13 protein-coding genes are annotated in these 18,590 nt (G+C 59.0%); 5 read left to right on the top strand and 8 right to left on the bottom strand.

The genetic code is table 11. The annotated features are described in order from the left end of the window. The 3 genes from E5J99_RS17895 to E5J99_RS17885 form a co-directional block, all read left to right on the top strand. Positions 1–436, top strand: a 436-nt coding sequence (locus tag E5J99_RS17895) for a transposase (protein WP_210114479.1), incomplete at its 5' end; no start/stop codon positions are given. A gap of 49 nt (positions 437–485) precedes the next feature. Continuing rightward, positions 486–779, top strand: coding sequence for a hypothetical protein (locus tag E5J99_RS17890; protein WP_135499187.1), 294 nt, complete (start codon positions 486–488; stop codon positions 777–779). Beyond that, complete coding sequence (locus E5J99_RS17885) at positions 754–2,472, top strand: InlB B-repeat-containing protein (protein WP_135499186.1); 1,719 nt, start codon at positions 754–756, stop codon at positions 2,470–2,472. Before E5J99_RS17890 ends, E5J99_RS17885 begins: the two co-directional genes overlap by 26 nt. Positions 2,473–2,943: 471 nt before the next feature. On the opposite strand, the gene E5J99_RS17880 is transcribed toward E5J99_RS17885, so the two are convergent. The 8 genes from E5J99_RS17880 to E5J99_RS17845 form a co-directional block, all read right to left on the bottom strand. Continuing rightward, positions 2,944–4,635: a T9SS type A sorting domain-containing protein gene (locus E5J99_RS17880; protein ID WP_135499185.1), complete on the bottom strand. Its 1,692-nt coding sequence runs from the start codon at positions 4,633–4,635 to the stop codon at positions 2,944–2,946. Positions 4,636–5,075: 440 nt separating this feature from the next. Then, positions 5,076–5,910 (bottom strand): IS5 family transposase gene (locus E5J99_RS17875; protein ID WP_394345957.1). Its coding sequence is split into 2 segments (ribosomal slippage): positions 5,076–5,558 and positions 5,560–5,910, totalling 834 coding nucleotides; the frame shifts between segments, so codons are not numbered across the junction. Positions 5,911–5,991: 81 nt separating this feature from the next. Next, positions 5,992–7,017: a glycosyltransferase family 2 protein gene (locus E5J99_RS17870; protein ID WP_135499183.1), complete on the bottom strand. Its 1,026-nt coding sequence runs from the start codon at positions 7,015–7,017 to the stop codon at positions 5,992–5,994. Between the two features lie 79 nt (positions 7,018–7,096). Further along, a complete protein-coding gene (locus tag E5J99_RS17865) occupies positions 7,097–8,335 on the bottom strand; it encodes a glycosyltransferase family 61 protein (protein ID WP_135499182.1) in 1,239 nt (412 codons plus the stop codon). Between the two features lie 36 nt (positions 8,336–8,371). After that, positions 8,372–9,604 carry a glycosyltransferase family 61 protein gene (locus tag E5J99_RS17860; protein ID WP_135499181.1) on the bottom strand — a complete coding sequence of 411 codons (1,233 nt, stop codon included), beginning with the start codon at positions 9,602–9,604 and terminating at the stop codon, positions 8,372–8,374. Between the two features lie 233 nt (positions 9,605–9,837). Then, entirely contained in the window at positions 9,838–10,803 is a 966-nt protein-coding gene (locus E5J99_RS17855) for a GDP-L-fucose synthase family protein (protein WP_135499180.1), read from the bottom strand. Between the two features lie 161 nt (positions 10,804–10,964). Next, positions 10,965–12,080, bottom strand: coding sequence for a GDP-mannose 4,6-dehydratase (gmd, locus tag E5J99_RS17850; RefSeq protein WP_135499179.1), 1,116 nt, complete (start codon positions 12,078–12,080; stop codon positions 10,965–10,967). A gap of 270 nt (positions 12,081–12,350) precedes the next feature. Next, positions 12,351–15,404, bottom strand: a complete 3,054-nt coding sequence (locus E5J99_RS17845) for an Ig-like domain-containing protein (protein WP_135499178.1) — start codon at positions 15,402–15,404, stop codon at positions 12,351–12,353. A 1,119-nt stretch (positions 15,405–16,523) separates the two neighbouring features. Between E5J99_RS17845 and E5J99_RS17840 the strand changes: the two genes are divergently transcribed. Continuing rightward, on the top strand, positions 16,524–17,615 hold the full coding sequence (locus tag E5J99_RS17840; protein WP_167852202.1) for a DegT/DnrJ/EryC1/StrS family aminotransferase: 1,092 nt from the start codon (positions 16,524–16,526) through the stop codon (positions 17,613–17,615). Positions 17,616–17,625: 10 nt separating this feature from the next. Next, a complete protein-coding gene (locus E5J99_RS17835; RefSeq protein WP_135499176.1) occupies positions 17,626–18,558 on the top strand; it encodes an NAD-dependent epimerase/dehydratase family protein in 933 nt (310 codons plus the stop codon). The last annotated feature ends 32 nt before the right edge of the window (positions 18,559–18,590 follow it).

Here is an 18,590-nt window from a genome sequence, read left to right as displayed (position 1 = left end):
GCGCCTGGTCGAGGTCTCGGCCCGCCGCACCGGGGCTGACTACTGCCGCTTCATGCGCGGCTTGGCCGCCGCTTACCCGCAGGCCAAGAAAATCGTGCTGGTGCAGGACAACCTCAATACCCATACCCATGCCGTCTTTTACCAGCATCTGCCCGCCGAACAGGCTCGCGCGCTGGCTGCCCGCTTCGAGGTCCATTACACGCCCAAAAATGCTTCCTGGCTGAACATGGTCGAACTCGAACTCTCGGCCATCGCCCGCCAGTGCCTGCACCAGCGCATCCCCACCCAGGACGACCTGAGCGCGCACGTCGACGCCTGTGTGGCGGAACGCAACGCCCGGCGAGCAACAGTCAACTGGCAATTCTCGCTCGATAAGGCATGTGAGAAACTAACCCGACACTATCAAAAGGTTTGTACAGCTAATTCTCCTGACTAAGCACTAGAATGACAGATTTGTCCATATCACCACTCTTTATGTTGCACCTATGTACGCCCCCTTTTTCCACCTCTTTTCATATTTTCTTCGTGGCCGCCATCTGGTAGCGCTGCACATGGTTTTGGCGTTGCTGGGGCCGCAGTGTGCTTCGGCTCAAGTGAAAATCATGCCGCTGGGGTCGTCTGCAACGCAAGGGGACGACAAGCATAATTCCTACCGGCGGCCACTGTGGCAGAAGCTTCAGGCGGGCGGCTACAGCGTCGATTTCGTGGGCTCGCAGCAGGGTAATTACCAAGGCCCGACGCCAACTCCCGATTTTGACCTCGACCACGAGGGACACTAGGGCTGGCTGGCTGCTGTTTTCTGCTCAGGGCTGGGCCGCCACCTACAAACCCGATGTGGTGTTGATGCACATCGGCTCCAACGATATGATTCAGAACAGCAGCCTCACTGGTACCCGTGTTGAGCTGGGCGAAATCATCGACGCGTCGCGCATGGGTCATCCTACGGTGAAGATTCTGCTCGCCCAGCTGCTGCCGACTTCCCTCAGCCCTGGCAATGAAAACATTACGGCTCTGAATGCGCTGCTGCCGGAGCTGGCCCAGCAAAAATCGACGCCGCAGTCGCCCGTGACTATCGTGGACCACAACACGGGAGTGAACCCAGTTACCGAAACCTACGACGGTATTCACTTAAACGAGGTCGGCGAAGAGAGGATGGCGGCCCGTTGGTACACGGCCTTGCAAGCCCTACTTGACACCCCGGTGAGTACTTTCTATCCACTGGCTACTGCCGCCAGTGGCGCAGGCACGGTGAGCCGGAGCCCGGACCAGGCCACGTATGCCGCCGGGACGGTGGCGACGCTGACGGCCACGCCCGGCAGCGGGCAGCAATTCGTGGGCTGGAGCGGCGACGCCACGGGCAGCGCCAACCCGCTGGCCGTGGCCATGACAGCTGCCAAGACCATAACAGCCACCTTCGCCCCGCTGCCCCCACCGCCGCCCCCACCAGCCGTGACAAGCTACACGCTGGTGAATGCCGACACCGACCTGGACATTCAGCCGCTGGCAACGGACGCAACGCTGAACCTGGCGACCTTGCCGACGCGCAACCTGAATATCCGAGCTACCACTACGCCTGCTGCCGTGGGCAGCGTGCGATTCAGCCTCACTGGTGCCGACACCCGCGACCAGACTGAGTCGCAGGCTCCATACGCGCTGTTTTCGGATGCGGGCGGCGACTATAACGCCTGGACCCCCGCCGTAGGCTCGTACTCGCTCACCGCTATTGCTTACAGCGAAGCGGGTGGGGGCGGGGCCGCCGGCTCGCCGCTCACGCTGACTTTCACTGTCGTGAACACTGCTACACAAGCCACAGTGACGAGCTTCACGCTGGTCAATGCCGACACCGACCAAGATATTCAGGATATTACGTCAGGTGCTATGCTCGATTTAGCGGCGTTACCGACCCAAAACCTGAACATTCGGGTCAATACCAGCCCGGCCGTGGTGGGCAGCGTAGCAGTGGTTTTAACCGGGACCCAAGAGCAGGTACGTACCGAATCAATGGCCCCCTACGCGCTGTTCTCCGATGCCAACGGCAACTATAATGGTTGGATCCCCACAACTGGTTCGTATACCATTACGGCCACGCCCTACGCTGAAGCGGGCGCAGTGGGAGATGCTGGCAAAGCTCTGACGGTGAGCTTTAACGTGCTCGGACAGCCACTGCCAAACACCCAGGCTCAGGCTACGCGACAGCTACGCGTGGCTGCCAGCGGTGCGGCGCGGGCTTATCCGAATCCATCGTACGATGGGCGCTTCGTAGTGGCATTGCCCGCAGCAGAAGCCGGAACCATCACCTACACCTTGGTTTCTGCGCTGGGGAGTATGGTCGCCAGCGGTGCCCAACCCGTGGATGCGCAAGCTGGAGAGCTGGTGCTGGATTGGTCGGGGCAGATGCTGGCACCAGGCGTCTATTACCTGTCGTTGAAAAGCCCTGCGCTCACCACTCGCCTCAAGCTGCTCCGCTTCTAAAAGCTTGTGTGGCAGTTTGATTTCCGTGTCCTGCTTGATCTGGCATCCGCTTGTCGAGGAAGTGCAATTTCCAACAAGCCTAAGCAGCCTGCTGTAGGCTGTGTGGCCCATGGCGCTTTTGAGGGTATGTTGCTTTCTGCGAACGGTATGCCTTATCTGGCGCCCGCTTGTCGAAGCATGACATTCACTTTACTTCCTGGCTATATAGCCTGACGTAATAACAACCAGAACACAGAAAAAGGCCCGCCGCCGCGCTCGTGGCGACCTGTGCTACTTACGTCACGTAGCGTAACTCCCTTCTGAACCTGCTACTGGCATTACTACTACCGCCGTGCCGTACCGCTCATTCTTACCCGGCCGACTGCCGTCATAGCAGGGTAGAGAATCCATTCAATGACCGTCAAAAAAGCCAGGCTGCCCATTCGGCGGCCTGGCTTTTTCGACGGTGGTGGGAGTAGAGTAGTTACTGGCTTAGGGTACCACGAACCGCGTCATGGCGCTGCCGGCCGCGGACGTGAAACGGACCATGTAGACACCCACGGGCAGGTCTTTGGTTGGTATGATGCCGGAAGCATCGGTGACTACCGGATACAGCCCCACTCGTCGGCCTTGCATGGTAAACAGCTCCAGTTGACCGTTGTGCGGGGGCTCGCCTGCCAGCAGGTAGTGCAGCCGCCCATCGGCTACCACCGTCGGATAGACCTGGAGCAGGCTCACGTCCGCTGGCACGGTCACGGTCCGGATGGGCGAGAAGACCGATTCGCCGCTGTAATCAATCTGGCGCAACCGGTAGTAGAATACCGTAGCCGTAGCAGGAACCTGGGTATCGAGGTACACATACTGGTGGGCCGTGGCCGTACTACCCTGGCCAGGAATCGTAATCAGGTCCGCGAATATGCGCCCATCCAAGCTGCGCTGCACCACGAATTCACGGTTATTCAGCTCGCTGGCCGTGCTCCAGCTCAACTGCACGGCCTGGCCCTGCGTCTGCACCGTGAAAGCCGTGAGGGTAACTGGCAGCGGATTGACATTATCTACTACGCTGAAGCTGAGCGTGAGAGCCGTACCGGCCGTGCCACCAGCAGCAGCCAACGGAAACGGGGTAGCCGTAAGCGTATAGGTGCCAACGGCAGGGGTCCAAACGTTATAATCGCCCTGCACATCTCCAAACATGGCGTACGGAACCACGCTTTCCGTCACGCTTCCCGACTGCTGCCCGCTCATGGCAAACACTACGCTGCCAACTGTGGCCGGGCTGGTATTGGCCCGAATATTTAAGTTTCGGGTCGGCAGCGTCGCTAGGTTTAGCGTGGCCCCCGGCGCAATGGTTTGAATATCCTGGTCCGTGTCGGCATTCACCAGCGTGAAGCTGCTTACGCTGCCATTGACGTCGACCACGCTAAAGCTGATTGACAGCGCCGTGCCGGGGTTGCCCGCGCCGTTGGCTTCCGAGTAGGGTGTGGCCGTGAGCGAGTAGGTGCCCACCGTTGGTGTCCAGACGTTATAATTGCCCTGGAAGTCGCCAAATAGCGCATAAGGGGCAATACTTTCGGTTATGCTTTGCGTTTGCTGCCCGCTCAGCGCGAATACGATACTGCCCACCGGCGAGGCATTGGTATTGACCCGAATATTCAGATTGCGCGTGGGCAGTGTCGTCAGGTTTAGCGTAGCCCCCGACGCAATGGTCTGGATATCCTGGTCGGTGTCGGCATCGACCAAGATAAAGCTCGTTAGGGTGGCAGTGGGGTCAATGACGGTGAAATTTAGCGTGAGGGGAGTGCCAGCCTCGCCGCCACCTCCGGCCTCGGAGTAGGGCGTAGCTGTGAGAGAATACGCACCCACGGCGGGCGTCCAAACGAAGTAGTCGCCCTGAAAATCGCTGAATAGCGCATAGGGAGCCACACTTTCAGTGAGATTCTTCGTTTGGGTGCCACTCAGGGCAAACACCACGCTGCCCACCACGCCCGGATCGGTAGTAGCCCGAATATTCAGGTTGCGCGTCGGCAGCGTCCCAAGATTCAGCGTCGCCCCGGCGGCCAACAGCTGAATATCCTGGTCAGTATCAGCATTCACCAGCGTGAAGCTCACTACCGCTGAAGTGGCAGCAATGTCGGCGGGGCTCATCGGCCGAATCAGGCTCGTAATGGGCCGTTCGGTGGCCACAAGGCTATTGTCTGGGGACTTGGTTGCTCCCTGGCAAGGGGTAGAAACAAGCGGCAGCCCACCGGCTAGCACCCCCACTGCACAACAAACAGCCAGGCGCAGCCCGTACGAAAGAGTAGACAGAGTTTTCATAAGCAAGCTTTGTAAAGTCCAACAGAATAGTACCCTTACCAAAGCTAACGATTTTTATATTTATTGCAAGTTTTTAATTTTAATTTGTATTAAACATTTCTAAAGGCATATTATTTGATGGCAAAATTTTATAAAAGAGGCATTCTTACATGTAAACCACCGGAAATCCTGTAATAGAGCGTAGCAACAGCCAACGGAAAGCCACACATAGAACGCGTACAGTCGCCCGGCTACAGCCAGGCGGCTATGGGTAGTGCCCACTAAAAGAGCTATGCGTGCCCAATGGGCAGCGCTAGCCTGCTTAGAGGCTATCCAAATAGGCAATTGTACCAGGTGATTCGAGCGCAGGCAAAATGCAGCATGGCCAAGTAGTTTTCGGGCTTCTTGGCCCAGCGGGTGAGCAGGTGGCGGAAGCGGTTGAGCCAGGAATGGGTGCGCTCGACCACCCAACGGCGGGCCTTTTGGCCCGCTTTCTTGGACTGCGCTTCTTCTCCCCGGGGCCGGATGTGGGCCGTGTAGCCGTGGGCGGCCACGATTTCGCGCACCTGGGCGTAGTCGTAGCCCGCGTCCAGGCACAGCTGTTGCGCGTGACCGGCGTCCCGGTGAGTAGCGCAGGCCGCTTCTGCTGCCGGGGGCAGGCTCATCAACGTGCTTTCGGTCAGTTTCATGTCATGCCGATTCGCCCCGTCCAGCACCAGGCCCACCGGGATGCCCCGCGCCTCGGTCAGCAAGCTGCGCTTGACGCCGCCTTTGCCCCGGTCCGTGGGGTTGGGGCCCGTTTTTTTTCCCGCCCAGCGGCGCTTTGTGCAGCGAGCCGTCGAGCGCCATCCAGGCGAAGTTTAAGCCAATCAAGTCGTCATAGTCCTGCAAGGCTTCGTCCCAGAGCCGGGCAAACACCCCGGCCTCTACCCACTGCTGAAAGCGGCTGTGGGCCGTGGAGCCTTTCACCAATCCGGTCGCATCCAAGGCTTTCCATTGGCAGCCCGTGCGCAGCACAAACAATATGGCATCCAACACGTCGCGGTCAGCAAGGCGCTGGCGGTGGCGGCCCAACGGGTGCGCCTTCGGGACGTGAACAGGCAGAAGCGGGGCCAGCCGCGTCCAGAGCGCATCGGAAATGGTAAATTCTTGCGTCGTCGCCATGCCCCTAAATTAAGCCCTATTTGGATAGCCTCTTAGTGGCTTATAAGGCTTGTGTATATCGATGGCTAGGTGCTGCTACAGCTACACAAGGTCGGTAGCCATATTCGTCACGCGAGACCCCGGGCTTAGCGGCTCAGTGGACAAGCCGAAAAACCCTTGCGCCTCCTGCTGCCGAACACGGGTCTGGATCAGGCGGCGCGTTTCCAGAATACTGCTCCAGTGCTGCCAGATATAGGCATAGGCCCGCAGCGAAGCCCGCTCCAGCACCAGGCAATACAGCAGAATGCCGAGTTGGCGGGGCAATGCCCGCAGCCACATTCCTGGCAGGTCGCGGCGGGGCGGATTTTTGAGCAGCAGCAGCCACTGGTTTTTTACGGCATCCGCTTTAATGGTACCGCTCAGGCGAAGGCGCACCCGTAGATTGGCCGGTCGAAACTCGCGGGGGTGTAGCGCCCGGCAGGCCGGCTCGAACACCGTGTGCCAGCCAAAAAGCCGGGAGCGCCAGGCAATGTCCCAATCCTCTTTGTGCGCAAAAAAACGCTCATCGAAGAACTGTCCTTCCACCCGCAAGTCGTCAATGAAAGTCCGCCGGTACAGGGGCAAAGCCCCATCCGCACCATCTACGGGGCCCGCCGCGAGGCCGGCGGTAAGCAGGAGCTGGCCGTGGTGCCGCAGCCGAAAACGGCCATCCGGCAAGGCTTCCATGCCGGTGCTGTCGATGCGCGGATTCGCCTCGTGGCTCTGTAGCAGCAGGCCGCAGACCGTGCCGATGCGCGCATCGGTGCGCAGGGTAGCCATGGCGCGGGCCAGGTAGTCGGGCTCCAGCTCAATGTCGGGGTTCACCAGCAGCACAGCCTCCGAGTAGGTGCGGTCAAGAGCATAGTTGTGGCCGCCGCAAAAGCCCGTGTTGCGCGGTAGGCTGTGTAGCTGCACGCGGGCATCGGTAGCCGCCACCGCCGCCACCCGTTCCCGGGTGTCATCGGCCGACGCGTTATCGACTACCCACACTTCGAAGTCGGTGTAGCGCTGGGCCAGCACCGAGTGCAGGCAAGCCTCAATAACAGCGGCGCTGTTCCAGGTAACGATAGAGAGCAGAACGGAAGGCATAAGCAGGACGGCTGGAAGCGAACGGAAGAAGCACCTACGGAGCGAGTTGGAAATTAAAATCGGCTTGGCAATGCCGCCCTCAAGCAGGCTGCATCTGGGGCTGGCGCAGCGCTTGGTGCAAGGCTGTGCCAAGGGCTTGCAGATCCACGGTTAGGTCGTCTTGGCGGTCGGCAGAGGCTTTCCGGCCCGAGGCGTCGTCGCGGCAGCTAATAAGTGGGTAGTGTGCCATGTGCAGGCGGGTGGTCAAATCGAGGTAGTCACCTACCACGAGGTTGCGGGGCAAAAACTCGATAAGGGAAGTGCCCGGCGCGCAAAAGAGAATGTTCACCAGCCCGGCTCCCACGGGGCCAATCACTACACGGGCTCCGGCAAACAGCGCCGCTTTTTCGAGCAGGCTCAGCTCACTGAGTGCATAGGTTTCGAAGCCATAAGGAGCCAACAGGGCTTCCACGTCGGCCTCGTTGCGCACCCGACGGAAGGCCGCATCGCGGCGGCTGATGTACACAAAAGGACTGTACCGCCGCGTCAGCTTTGCGGCCGCTGGCATGTAGGCTTGTTTCATGAAGTCGCTGACCCACAGCGGGGCATGGTGCCCACCGCCCCGCACCGACGACGTGACCACCAGCCGCTCGGCCTGGAGGTGTGAATGCTGCTGCACGTCCAGAATCTGCTCATCGCGGATGCCCAGCTCCAACAGCGACTCGACGGCGAACCGGTGCTTACGGCTATAAATCAGGAAGCAGTCAATAGAATTCCAGAGGCCTGCTTCCTGCACCAAGTGCAGCCGGGGCAGCGAGTCGAGCAGCCAATGGTAGCAGTTGCCCATGGCTGCGCCGCCGCCCGAAAGCAGGCTGCACACGGTACCCTGCACCCGCACGGGGGGCTGGAAGTAGCGCTGCCGTAGCACCGGATTTGTAGCGGCCGGAGCCAGGGAATAGTTGCTGGCCGAGAATTGCAGCGATGCATCGCCCACTAAGCCGTTGTCGGCGGCGATAATAGCGACGCTATTGCCATTGTCAACATTGATGCGGCCTCCCGGCAGAGTGAGCACAAAAACCGGTGGCACCTGCTCCTGTTCCAGCATCGGGTCGTAGTAGGAAGGCCGCAGCACAATGAACTCCTTCGGGACCTGTAGCTCAGAGACATACCCCGAATAGATTTCACTGTAGGTAGCATCACTTTCCGGTCGGTCCGCCCACGCTTGGCTGTTCACATGAATATGCGTGGGGCGGTAATGCTCGTTGTAGGGTACTAAGTCGCGCAGTATACTACCGCTGCGACGCCGTGCTCGGAATAAAAAATTACGCAGGAACGACATAGAGCGTGAAGAAAAGGAGTGTGGTTGGTAGAGTAGTCAGTGGGAGTGCGTGGCGGCGGTAGGTAGGGCTTGGCGTAGGCAATGTTCAAGGGCTACCAGGTCGATGGTGAGGTCTTCGCGCCAGCCTTCGCGGCGCGAGTGCAGCTCGCCACGGGCGGCATCGGCTACCAAAAACTGGTGGGGCAACCCAAGGCGGTGGCAAAGCTCCGGGTATTCTACTACCGTGAAGTGCTTGGGAAACAACTCGATAACCGGCGTGCCGGGCGGCACGAAAACCAGGTTGGCCAGGGCCGCGCCCGTAGGAGCCACCACCAGCCGGGCCCCGGCAAACAGTGCTATCTGCTGGGCCAGCGTATACTGGCCCGGAACGTGGGTTTGAAATCCGTAGGGCCGGAGCATCTCTTCCACGGCCGCCTCGTTGAGCACGTGGCGGGCCGGGGCGTCGCTGCGGCTGAGGTACACGTAGGGGCTGAATGTTTCCGGGGCAGCGGCCGGCAACAGCGCCCGCCGCAGGAAGGAGCAGGCCCACTCGGGCGTGTGCGTGCCGGAGCCCCGCACCGGCGACGTCACCACCAGCCGGTCGGCTACCAGGTGGCGGTGGGTACTCAGGTCGAGCAGCTGTTCGGGCCGGATGCCCATGGCCAGCAGCGAATCCACGACAAAGCGCCGGTTCCGGTCATAGATCAGAAAGTAATCCACCGAGTCCCACAGTCCGGCTTCCTTGAGCAGGTGCAGGCGCGGCAGCGAGTCGATCAGCCAGTGGTAATAGTTGCCCACGGCCGCGCCGCCGCCCGAGAGCAGGCTACACACCGTGCCCCGCACCCGCACGGGGGCCGAAAACCAGCGCAGCTGAAACACATTGTTGTCTTCCGGCCGGGCCAGGTCCGAGCGCCGCCCGTCGTACTGGAAGGAAACATCTCCCACCAGCTTGTTGTCGGCGCTGATAATGGCGACGCTCTGGTTGTTGTCGGCCAGCAGGCGGCCGTGCTCCAGCGTCAGCACGAAGGCGGCGGGCGCGTGTTCGGTGCGGTTGGGTTTGGCGTGCAGGCCGCCGTAGTCGGTGGTGTGGGCGTATAGCTCGTCATTCACGGCCAGGTACGTCGTTGTCGGCGCATACAGTTCCACGTAAGAGGCTCCGCGACGGGGCGTAGCCGCCAGGTTCTGGCTGGTGGTATGCACGCCCAGGGGGCGGTAGTGCCCGCGGTACGGCAATAGCTCCCGTAGGCGCCGGCTCACCCAGCGTTGGCCTTTTGTTACCAGTTCAGGCATAGCACAGCGTGTAGAAGGTGGGCAATAGGTGTAAGACTTGTTCCTGAATTAGGACCCGATGCTAAAATTTGGCTGTCATGCTCATCTGGCGTCCGCTTGTCGAAGCATCTCTACCGCAATGCTACTTACCACCGCGGTAGAGATGCTTCGACAAGCGGACGCCAGATGAGCATGACGGCCTTTTTTCGTTTCGCTTTATTCAGGAACAAGTCTGTAGGCTAAAAGGGACGGAGCTACTCAGAAGGCTGGGGCACCAGCGTGCGGCGGGGCGAGACGGCCCGCCATTCTTCCGAATCCAGCACGGCCCGGAGGCCCGCTTCCAGCCGAATGCGGTGGTGCCAGCCCAGGCCGTGCAGCTTGCTCACGTCCAATACTTTGCGCATAGTGCCATCGGGTCGCGAAAAGTCGAACTCGATTTCGCCCGTAAAGCCCACCAGCTCCGCAATAAGCTCGGCCAGCTCCTGAATGGTAAGATCCTGGCCGGGGCCCACGTTCACGGGGGCGGCGTCGTTGTAGTGCAGCATCAGGTGCAGGCAGGCATCGGCCAGATCATCGACGTGCAGAAACTCGCGGCGCGGCTTACCCGTGCCCCACACTTCCACCCGGTCGTGGCCGCCGGCTACGGCCTCGCTGAACTTGCGCAGCAAGGCCGGTAGCGCGTGGGAGTTGTGCAGGTCGTAGTTGTCGCCGGGGCCGTAGAGGTTGGCAGGCATCACGGCAATAAAATTGTCGTCGTACTGTGCCCGGTAAGCCTCACACATCTTCAGCCCCGCTATTTTGGCCACGGCGTACGGCTCATTGGTGTGTTCCAGGGGGCCGGTCAGCACGTAATCTTCCCGAATGGGCTGCGGAGCCTGGCGCGGATAGATGCAGGACGACCCCAGAAATAACAGCTTTTTTACCCCGTGCACATGGCTCTGATGAATGACGTTGGTCTGAATCATCAGGTTTTCATAGATGAAGTCGGCGCGGTAGGTGTTGTTGGCCACGATGCCGCCTACTTTGGCCGCGGCCAGCAGCACATAGTCGGGTTTTTCCTGGGCAAAGAATTCGGCTACGGCCACTTGGTCCCGTAAGTCCAGCTCAGCCGAGGTACGCACCACTAGGTTGGGGTAACCCGCGCGGGTCAATTTGCGCACCAAAGCCGCACCTACCATACCACGATGGCCCGCCACGTAGATTTTGGCATTTTTTTCCATAACACAAACAGAAGGGGAAGAAATGGAGCACGAGATGTGCCACAAAGACCGAACTAGTAGTCCAGCCGGATACACACCGACCGGCGCCAGTAAAAAGATACCAAAAAGGGAAGAGAATAACGAGGGGTTGCGCCGTGGTCGGCAGCCGCCAGGGCGGCAGCCTATTCGTCGTGATAGTTGAGCACCGAATGGCCGGCCTCTACGAGCACCGCGTCGCGCTGAAACAGGCGCAAGTCGCTCTGTACCATGTCGCTGACCAGGGCCGGTAGGTCGTATGTGGGGTGCCAGTCCAGCTCGGTTTGGGCGCGCGTTGGGTCGCCGATGAGCAACTCCACTTCCGTAGGCCGGAAGTAAGCGGGGTCCACGGCCACTACTATTTTGCCGGTGGCTACCTGGAAATCGGGGTTGTGGCAGGCTACTACGTGGCCTACTTCGGCCACGCCTTCCCCGCTGAAGTTCAGCTCGATGCCCAACTCCGCAAATGCCAGCCGCACAAACTCGCGCACCTGGGTCGTGACACCCGTGGCAATGACGTAGTCGCGGGGCTGGTCTTGCTGGAGCATGCGCCACATGGCTTCCACGTAATCTTTGGCGTGGCCCCAGTCGCGCTTCGAATCCAGGTTGCCCAGGTACAGCTTGGCTTGCAGACCCAGCGCAATGCGGGCCGCCGCGCGGGTGATTTTACGCGTGACGAAGGTTTCGCCCCGGCGCGGCGACTCGTGGTTGAAAAGAATGCCGTTGCAGGCGTAGAGGCCGTAAGCTTCCCGGTAATTTACCGTAATCCAGTACGCATACAGCTTGGCCACGGCGTAGGGCGAGCGAGGGTAGAAAGGAGTGGTTTCGCGCTGCGGCACTTCCTGTACCAGCCCGTAGAGCTCCGACGTCGAGGCCTGGTAGATGCGGGTTTTGGCCGAAAGCCCCAGGATGCGGATGGCTTCCAGCAGCCGCAGCGTGCCCACGCCATCTACATCGGCGGTGTACTCGGGCATGTCGAACGATACTTTCACGTGCGACATGGCCCCCAGGTTGTAAATCTCGTCGGGCTGCACCTCCTGCACGATGCGGATCAGGTTGGTGGCGTCGGATAAGTCGCCGTAGTGGAGGCGGAAGCGCACATGCTGCTCGTGCAGATCCTGGTAGAGATGGTCGATACGGTCGGTGTTGAACAGCGACGAGCGGCGCTTAATGCCGTGAACTTCGTAGCCCTTGGAGAGCAGCAGTTCGGCCAGATAAGCTCCGTCCTGCCCTGTGATACCGGTGATGAGTGCGCGCTTCATAGACAGTGAGTGAGTACAGTGATTACATGTTTGCCTACTGCTTTCTTAAGTAGAACTTTATTGACAAATTATTGTATTTATATTTACAATAGCAACAGCTTCCGAAAATTTATTTACCTATTTGAATATTAAATTGAATAAACTTTAGTCTGTAAGCTGCAGCGTACCGTGGGGCTGTTCCAAGCCTGGCAGTGGCTGAAAACAACAAAAGCCTGCCCCCTTTGCGGGAGCAGGCTTTGTGTCAACGAATTGGCGGTCAGGCCGCAGGCGTTACTTCAGGACGGCCATGGTTTTACCGGCCAAGGAGCCATCCAGAAACTTGAGGTAGTACTGGCCGGCGGGCAGCTGCTGCACTGCCAAACGCTCGGTCGAAGTGCCCTGCGCAAAAGTCAGGGAAGAGTTCATCACGGTAGCGCCGTTCTGGTTGAGCATTGCGACGCGCATGGTCTCGGTCTGCGGTACGTCAACTTCCAGGCTTAGCTCATCCACCACCGGGTTAGGGAAGGTTGATACGCTGGCCGTCGACTTAGCGGCAGCAGGAGCCACGTTGAGCGCCGTGCCGGTGTTCTTGCGCCACACTTCCACCCCCGATAAGTTGATGTAGCCGCCGGTGCTGGTGATGCTGATGGTGCCGGCCGTTACGTTGGCAGCATATGGGCCCAGCTTCTTCCAGCTACCAGCCGTGCCGCTGTTGATGTTGCTCTGGGCCGACTGACCATTCACCGAGAGGCTGAAAGTCTCCGCGTTGTTGTCTTCCCACACATACACAAACACCTCATACGAGCCGTTCGGAACCGAAGTCATCTTGAAGCTGAGGGCGGGAGCATACACCGAGGAGCGAATCATGTTCGCCCGGGTAGCATCCGTAGCGGGGTTCAGCACAACGTTCTGGTTGGCGAACTTGGTGCCGTTGGTCGTGTAGTTGGGAGCTGCGCTACCCTGCCAGGCGTTGCCGTCCAGCGTAATAGCGCCACCGTTCAAGTTGACACTGCGGTAGAAGGTGCGGGTAGCCGTGCTGGTAGCAGCCGTCACGTTCACCGAAGCGGCGGCCGACGTAGCCGTAGCACCAGCATTGTCCGTAGCGCGGGCCGTCAGGCTGTAGGTGCCGGCGGCGGTAGGCGTCCAGCTCAGGGCGTAAGGAGCCGAGGTATCTTCGCCGAGCTTGGTAGCGCCGTTGAAGAACTCCACTTTGCTTACCGAGCCGTTTGCATCGGCAGCCGTAGCCGTCAGGCTCAGGGCAGTGCCAGCTACACCCGTGGCCGGAGCTGCCAGGCTAACCGTGGGCGGCGTATTGGCGGGTGCGGTACCCTGCTTCCAGATTTCGACACCCGACAGGTTGGCGTAGCCACCGGTGGTAGCAATGCTGATGTTGCTGTCCGCAACGTTGGCCGTGAACGGGCCCAGACGGTCCCAGCGACCAGCGCTGCCGCTGTTGTAGCCGCTTTGTGCCGTTTGGCCTTCTATGCTGATGTTAAAAGTTTCCGCATTGTTGTCCTCCCATACATAGAGGTACACCAGGTACGTACCGTTGGCCACGTTGCTCACCGTCGCACTGATAGCCCCGTCGTATACCGACGAGCGGATCATGGAAGCGCGGGCCGCGTCGGTAGCAGGGTTCAGCGCAATGCTCTGATTTTCGAAGGAAGCGCCGTTGATTTGGAAGTTAGCAGCGTTGTCGCTGGCTTCCCAGGTACGGCCATCGATGGTCGTAGCACCACCACCCAGGTTCAGGGCGCGGAAGAAGGTAGCATTGGCCGGAGTGCCGGTGCCGGTACCCGTGCCGGTGCCATCACCTGTGCCGCCACCCGTGGAGGCCGCCGTGATGGTAACCGAAGTAGCTGCCGTTGCGGTAGCTGCGCCAGCGTTGTCGGTAGCCCGCGCCGTCAGGTTCAGGGTGCCAGCGGCAGTCGGCGTGTAGTTCAGAGCGTAAGGAGCCGAGGTATCTTCGCCGAGCTTGGTAGCGCCATTGAAGAACTCCACTTTGCTTACCGAGCCATCGGCATCAGCGGCCGTGGCCGTCAGCGTCAGGGCGGCGCCTACCGTACCCGTGGCGGGCACACTCAGGCTCACCGTGGGCGGCGTGTTGGTCGGGGTAGGGTTGCTAGAGCCACCAACCCCGATTTTCAGGCCGTTCTGCGACACTTTGCCGAGCCAGCGGGTATACTCGTCTTTTTCGGTTTGCAGGGTGATGGGGTTGGGCAGGTGCTGGGTGTTGGTCAGGATTTTGAAGCCGTAGTCGGCCTCGTCCTGGCGGTCCTGGTAGGGGCTGTTGCGGCCCCACTGCACGTAGCCAATCGTGTTGTTGTCCACCTTGAAGTTGCCGAAGCTGGCTCCCTGACCGTAGTAGTTGAATACGGCAATACCCGTGTAGGTAGAGTTCAAGCGAGTGCCGTTTGGCATCAGGCCGCTGGTCACGATGCGGTTGCGGTGGTAGTACACGTCGTGGCCGCCGGCAATGTTCATGGCCGAGTTACAGGTCGAGACGAAGTGGTTATCGTAGGCTTCGATGAAGCCCTGGTTGCTGGCCTGGTCGCCGTCCACAATCATGCCCGTGCCGGTGAACTCGGAGCCCGTAGCCGGGAAGGGATACGCGCCCTGCACGTAGTTGTCGTGGATGCGGAACGGGTTATCGGCCGTACCACCCGAGCTATAGAGGGCAATGTTGTCTTCCACCCGGCTATTGTTGGGCTCATTAACCACCTCGTTCCAGGCGATTTCCATGTTCTTCAGGTTGTACACCTTGTCGAGGCCCACAAAATTGCCGAACGTGTTGCCGCCATTGCGGTAGCGGGCATCAATGTTTTTTGCCTGGTTGTAGCGCACGGTCAGCGTCTGGGAAGCCGAGCCGTCACCGGTCCACATATGGACGCTGATGCCGGTCGTCTGCTCCATGTAGTTGTTTTCTATCCGCAGCGACTTCGACTGGTTGGTTGCCACAAAGTGGCCCCGCTCCTTATTATCGACGCTGGGGGTCAGGCCGTAGCCGCGGTTGTTGCGGATAATCAGGCTCGTGCCGCTGTAGCGGGCATCAATCATCTCGCCTGCACTAGCAATGATGCAGTTCTCAATGATAACTGGCTGCGTGGTTTGGACCCGGATGGCTGGCACGCTAGAGTCGGTGCTGCGGTAGTTGCCCGAGTAGGTACCACCTTGCGTGATAACCAATGGACCGGCGTAGCTCACGCTGGGAGCCTGTGCCTGCACCTGGTTAAGACCGGTGCACAACAGCAGGAAAATGAACATCATCGCCGATAAAGGCAAAAAGCAAGCACCGGAGCGGTTGCTGAGCGTGAAAGAAGAACGGTTTTCAGTGCCTTTTTGCATTCTGTGAGCTTTTGAAAGAAAAAAACTATATATGAATGAACGGTTAAACTAGGGCGGAAGCCAATTTGTTCCAGTTGCCTGAATTAAATTTGTTCTATTATTTCAAAATGGGGCTTCTGAGTGCTAGTGACGGAATTCGGGGGTGAGGGCTTCTTCTATCCGGCGCCAAATAGCTGCCTCCCAACTCCGCCTTTCATCCCTCTCTGTCATCTCAATTTTTTAGAAACCTTGTTTTTTGATTCTAATTGAGGATTTTTGGCTTCCTGCACATCTCGTCCCGGTCTGCTGGCAGTCGGGCTGCCCAGCTAAATTCGGCTCATCATACGGTGCAATTGAAAACGAAGAATGAACGTCTTATAAGCACTTTTTGAAAAACCTGACCATTTAACAACTGTGAAAAGTTATATAATGGTTAAAGAGGTTCAATGCAAATGTACAAAAGTTGTCGAATTAGCAAGGGGGTGATGAAAATTTGTATAATTGTGTTTAAGAAAGATGAAATTTAAATGAATATTAGTCGGTCTGCATTTTTGGGCAGATAGGCGCGATTTTCGGGCACTGGTGCGTAACAGTCTCGGCGACTGAATGCCAAAATTTTGATACTCTCCTAGTAATTAGCAGTATGCCTCCGGCAACAGGCAAGCAGCGCCCACTCCCGAATTCGGATGGCTTGCTACCATGTAAGCGCTTTTGCCTCCCAATAGGGGCCAGAGGGTGTCCTGCTGAGTGCTGCCCGGTCTGTTAGCTCCTAGGTTTCGTATTCGTGTAGCTGCTCTGTATATATGTTGCTACTCACCTGACGCATTAGTCTGCGCATGCCTTGCCTATCCTCTGTAGCTTGTGGCAGTCGGCTACCTGGGAACGAAAGGAGTGACGCCAAAGCACTTAGAAAAGCTGTTTGGCTGAGTGCATTCATTTAAGGAAGCAAAGTCTACGGCGCGAAAAGGATAAAATATAACTATTAAAATTTTTTATATTAAATAAATAATGCTAATTCGACATGAGATTCACCTTGCGGTATTCTTTTGTACTCTCTTGTTCTGCCTTATTATGATGGATCATGCTACTCTTTCAGCATCGGCGGCGCGGCCTCTTGAGTCGGTTGCAGCGCCCATTGCCATGTTTACCACGTTTGTGCACCCCGAAGCGGCACAGCGCGTGCAGGCCGTATTGCACAGCACCTTCCTAAGTGAGGGCAAGCTGGTGAAGGAATTTGAAACCCGCCTGAGCGCAGAGCTGGGCATGCTGCATCCGGCCGCCCTCAACAGCGGCACCAGCGCCCTGCACCTGGCGCTGGAAGTGGCCGGCGTGGGCCCCGGCGACGAGGTGATTCTGGCGCCCCAAACCTTTATTGCCTCGGCCATCGTGGTGGTGCAGGTAGGAGCCAGGCCGGTTTTTGCCGATGTTCAGTACGAAACCGGCAACATCGACCCCGCCGACATCGAGCACCGCATCACGGCGCGCACCAAAGCCATTATGGCCGTGCACTGGGGCGGCTACCCCTGCGACCTGGACGAAATTCATGCTGTTGCCCGGCGGCACGGGCTGGTTGTTATCGAGGATGCGGCCCACGCGCCAGGTGCTACCTATAAAGGCCGCCCGATTGGCTCTATTTCGGACTTCACCTGCTTCTCCTTTCAGGCCATCAAGCACCTGACTACCGGCGACGGCGGGGCCCTGTGCGCCCGCACCCCGGAGCAGGCGCAGCACGTGTTCCGGCGCCGCTGGTTCGGCATCGACCGCGCCAACTCGCCGGTATCCGAAATCGGGGAGCGGGAGTACGACCTGACCGATGTGGGCTACAAATACCACCTCAGCGACTATGCCGCCGCCTTGGGCTTGGCCAATCTGCAAGGGTTTCAGGAACGCATGAGCCGCCGCCGGGCGCTGGTGCGCCAATACGAAGCGGGCCTGCGGCAGGTACCTGGCTTGCACTTATTTGAGCACCAAGCCGACCGGGAAAGCGCCCACTGGCTGTTTGGCCTGCACGTCGAAAACCGCCTGCAGTTCATTCGGGCCCTGAAAGCCAAGGGCGTAGCCGCGTCCGTGGTGCACGATGGCATCGACAACAACACGCTTTTTGGGGGCAAGCGCCCGGACCTGGTGAATCAGCGGCGGTTTGACGAAACCCAGATTCATCTGCCCTTGCACGACGACCTTACCTCGGAGCAAGTCGGCTATATCATTGACCTCATCACGCAAGGCTGGTAGCACTGACCCCATGAAAGTAGTTCTCTTTGGTGCCACGGGCTTTGCCGGTCGCAATGTGGGTCAGGTATTGCGCCAGCACGGCGTGGTGCCCATCGAGTCGTCGTTGAGCGGCGGGCTCGACTTGCGCGATACAGTCGCCACAACCGCATTTCTGCGGGCGCGGCAGCCCGAGTTTATCATCAACTGCGCCGCCCATGTGGGTAGCCTCAACTACGTAACCGAGAAAGCCGCCACCGTGGTAGCCGACAATGCCCGCATGATACTGGGCATGTACGAGGCTGTGGCCGACGCCTGCCCGCAGGCAGTTGTCATCAATCCAATTGCTAACTGTGCTTACCCAGCGGCGGCCGATATTTTCCGCGAAGATGAGTGGTGGGATGGGCATCTGCACCGCTCGGTGCTCAGCTACGGCACCAGCCGCCGCCTGCTCTGGGCGGCAGCAGAGTGCTTCCAGATGCAATATGGCGTGCGCAGCATTCATCTGCTGACGCCCAATATGTATGGCCCCCACGACTCTACCGATCCGAACAAGGCCCATGCCCTGAACGCCCTGATTTCGAAGTTTGTGAAGGCCGAAAACAGCCGGCAGCCCGAACTGTCGGTGTGGGGCACGGGCAAAGTGGTGCGCGAGTGGCTCTACGCCCCCGATTTTGGCCGACTGATCTGGGAAGTATTGCAGAATCCGGACCGGGAAGGCTTGAGCCAGCCCCTGAACCTGGCCCAGAATGATGGCCTGACGGTGAAAGAGCTGGTCGATATCATCCAGACCAAGTTCGATTATCGGGGCCAGGTAGTATGGGACCATAGCAAACCCGACGGAGCCCCGAAAAAAGTAATGGACGATACCCGCTTCCGGCAAGTGCTGCCCGGTTTCCACTTCACCGATTTCAATGAAGGCATTCAGGAAACGGTGAAATATTACCAGTCGGTGTACCCTTACTAGGGCTTGTGGGCACGATGCCAAAAGGCCGTCTG

The sequence above is a fragment of the Hymenobacter elongatus genome, assembly GCF_004745955.1.
Taxonomy (GTDB): Bacteria; Bacteroidota; Bacteroidia; order Cytophagales; family Hymenobacteraceae; genus Hymenobacter; species Hymenobacter elongatus.
Note: the sequence above shows the minus strand (reverse complement) of the source record. Positions and strands in the feature narration are given on the sequence as shown.

Excerpts from the sequence above, each read along its gene's own strand:
- E5J99_RS17890 (WP_135499187.1), top strand. The coding sequence starts at position 486 with ATGTACGCCCCCTTTTTCCACCTCTTTTCATATTTTCTTCGTGGCCGC.
- E5J99_RS17835 (WP_135499176.1), top strand. The coding sequence starts at position 17,626 with ATGAAAGTAGTTCTCTTTGGTGCCACGGGCTTTGCCGGTCGCAATGTG.
- E5J99_RS17870 (WP_135499183.1), bottom strand. The coding sequence starts at position 7,017 with ATGCCTTCCGTTCTGCTCTCTATCGTTACCTGGAACAGCGCCGCTGTT.
- E5J99_RS17865 (WP_135499182.1), bottom strand. The coding sequence starts at position 8,335 with ATGTCGTTCCTGCGTAATTTTTTATTCCGAGCACGGCGTCGCAGCGGT.
- E5J99_RS17855 (WP_135499180.1), bottom strand. The coding sequence starts at position 10,803 with ATGGAAAAAAATGCCAAAATCTACGTGGCGGGCCATCGTGGTATGGTA.
- E5J99_RS17845 (WP_135499178.1), bottom strand. The coding sequence starts at position 15,404 with ATGCAAAAAGGCACTGAAAACCGTTCTTCTTTCACGCTCAGCAACCGC.
- gmd (WP_135499179.1), bottom strand. The coding sequence starts at position 12,080 with ATGAAGCGCGCACTCATCACCGGTATCACAGGGCAGGACGGAGCTTAT.
- E5J99_RS17840 (WP_167852202.1), top strand. The coding sequence starts at position 16,524 with ATGTTTACCACGTTTGTGCACCCCGAAGCGGCACAGCGCGTGCAGGCC.
- E5J99_RS17860 (WP_135499181.1), bottom strand. The coding sequence starts at position 9,604 with ATGCCTGAACTGGTAACAAAAGGCCAACGCTGGGTGAGCCGGCGCCTA.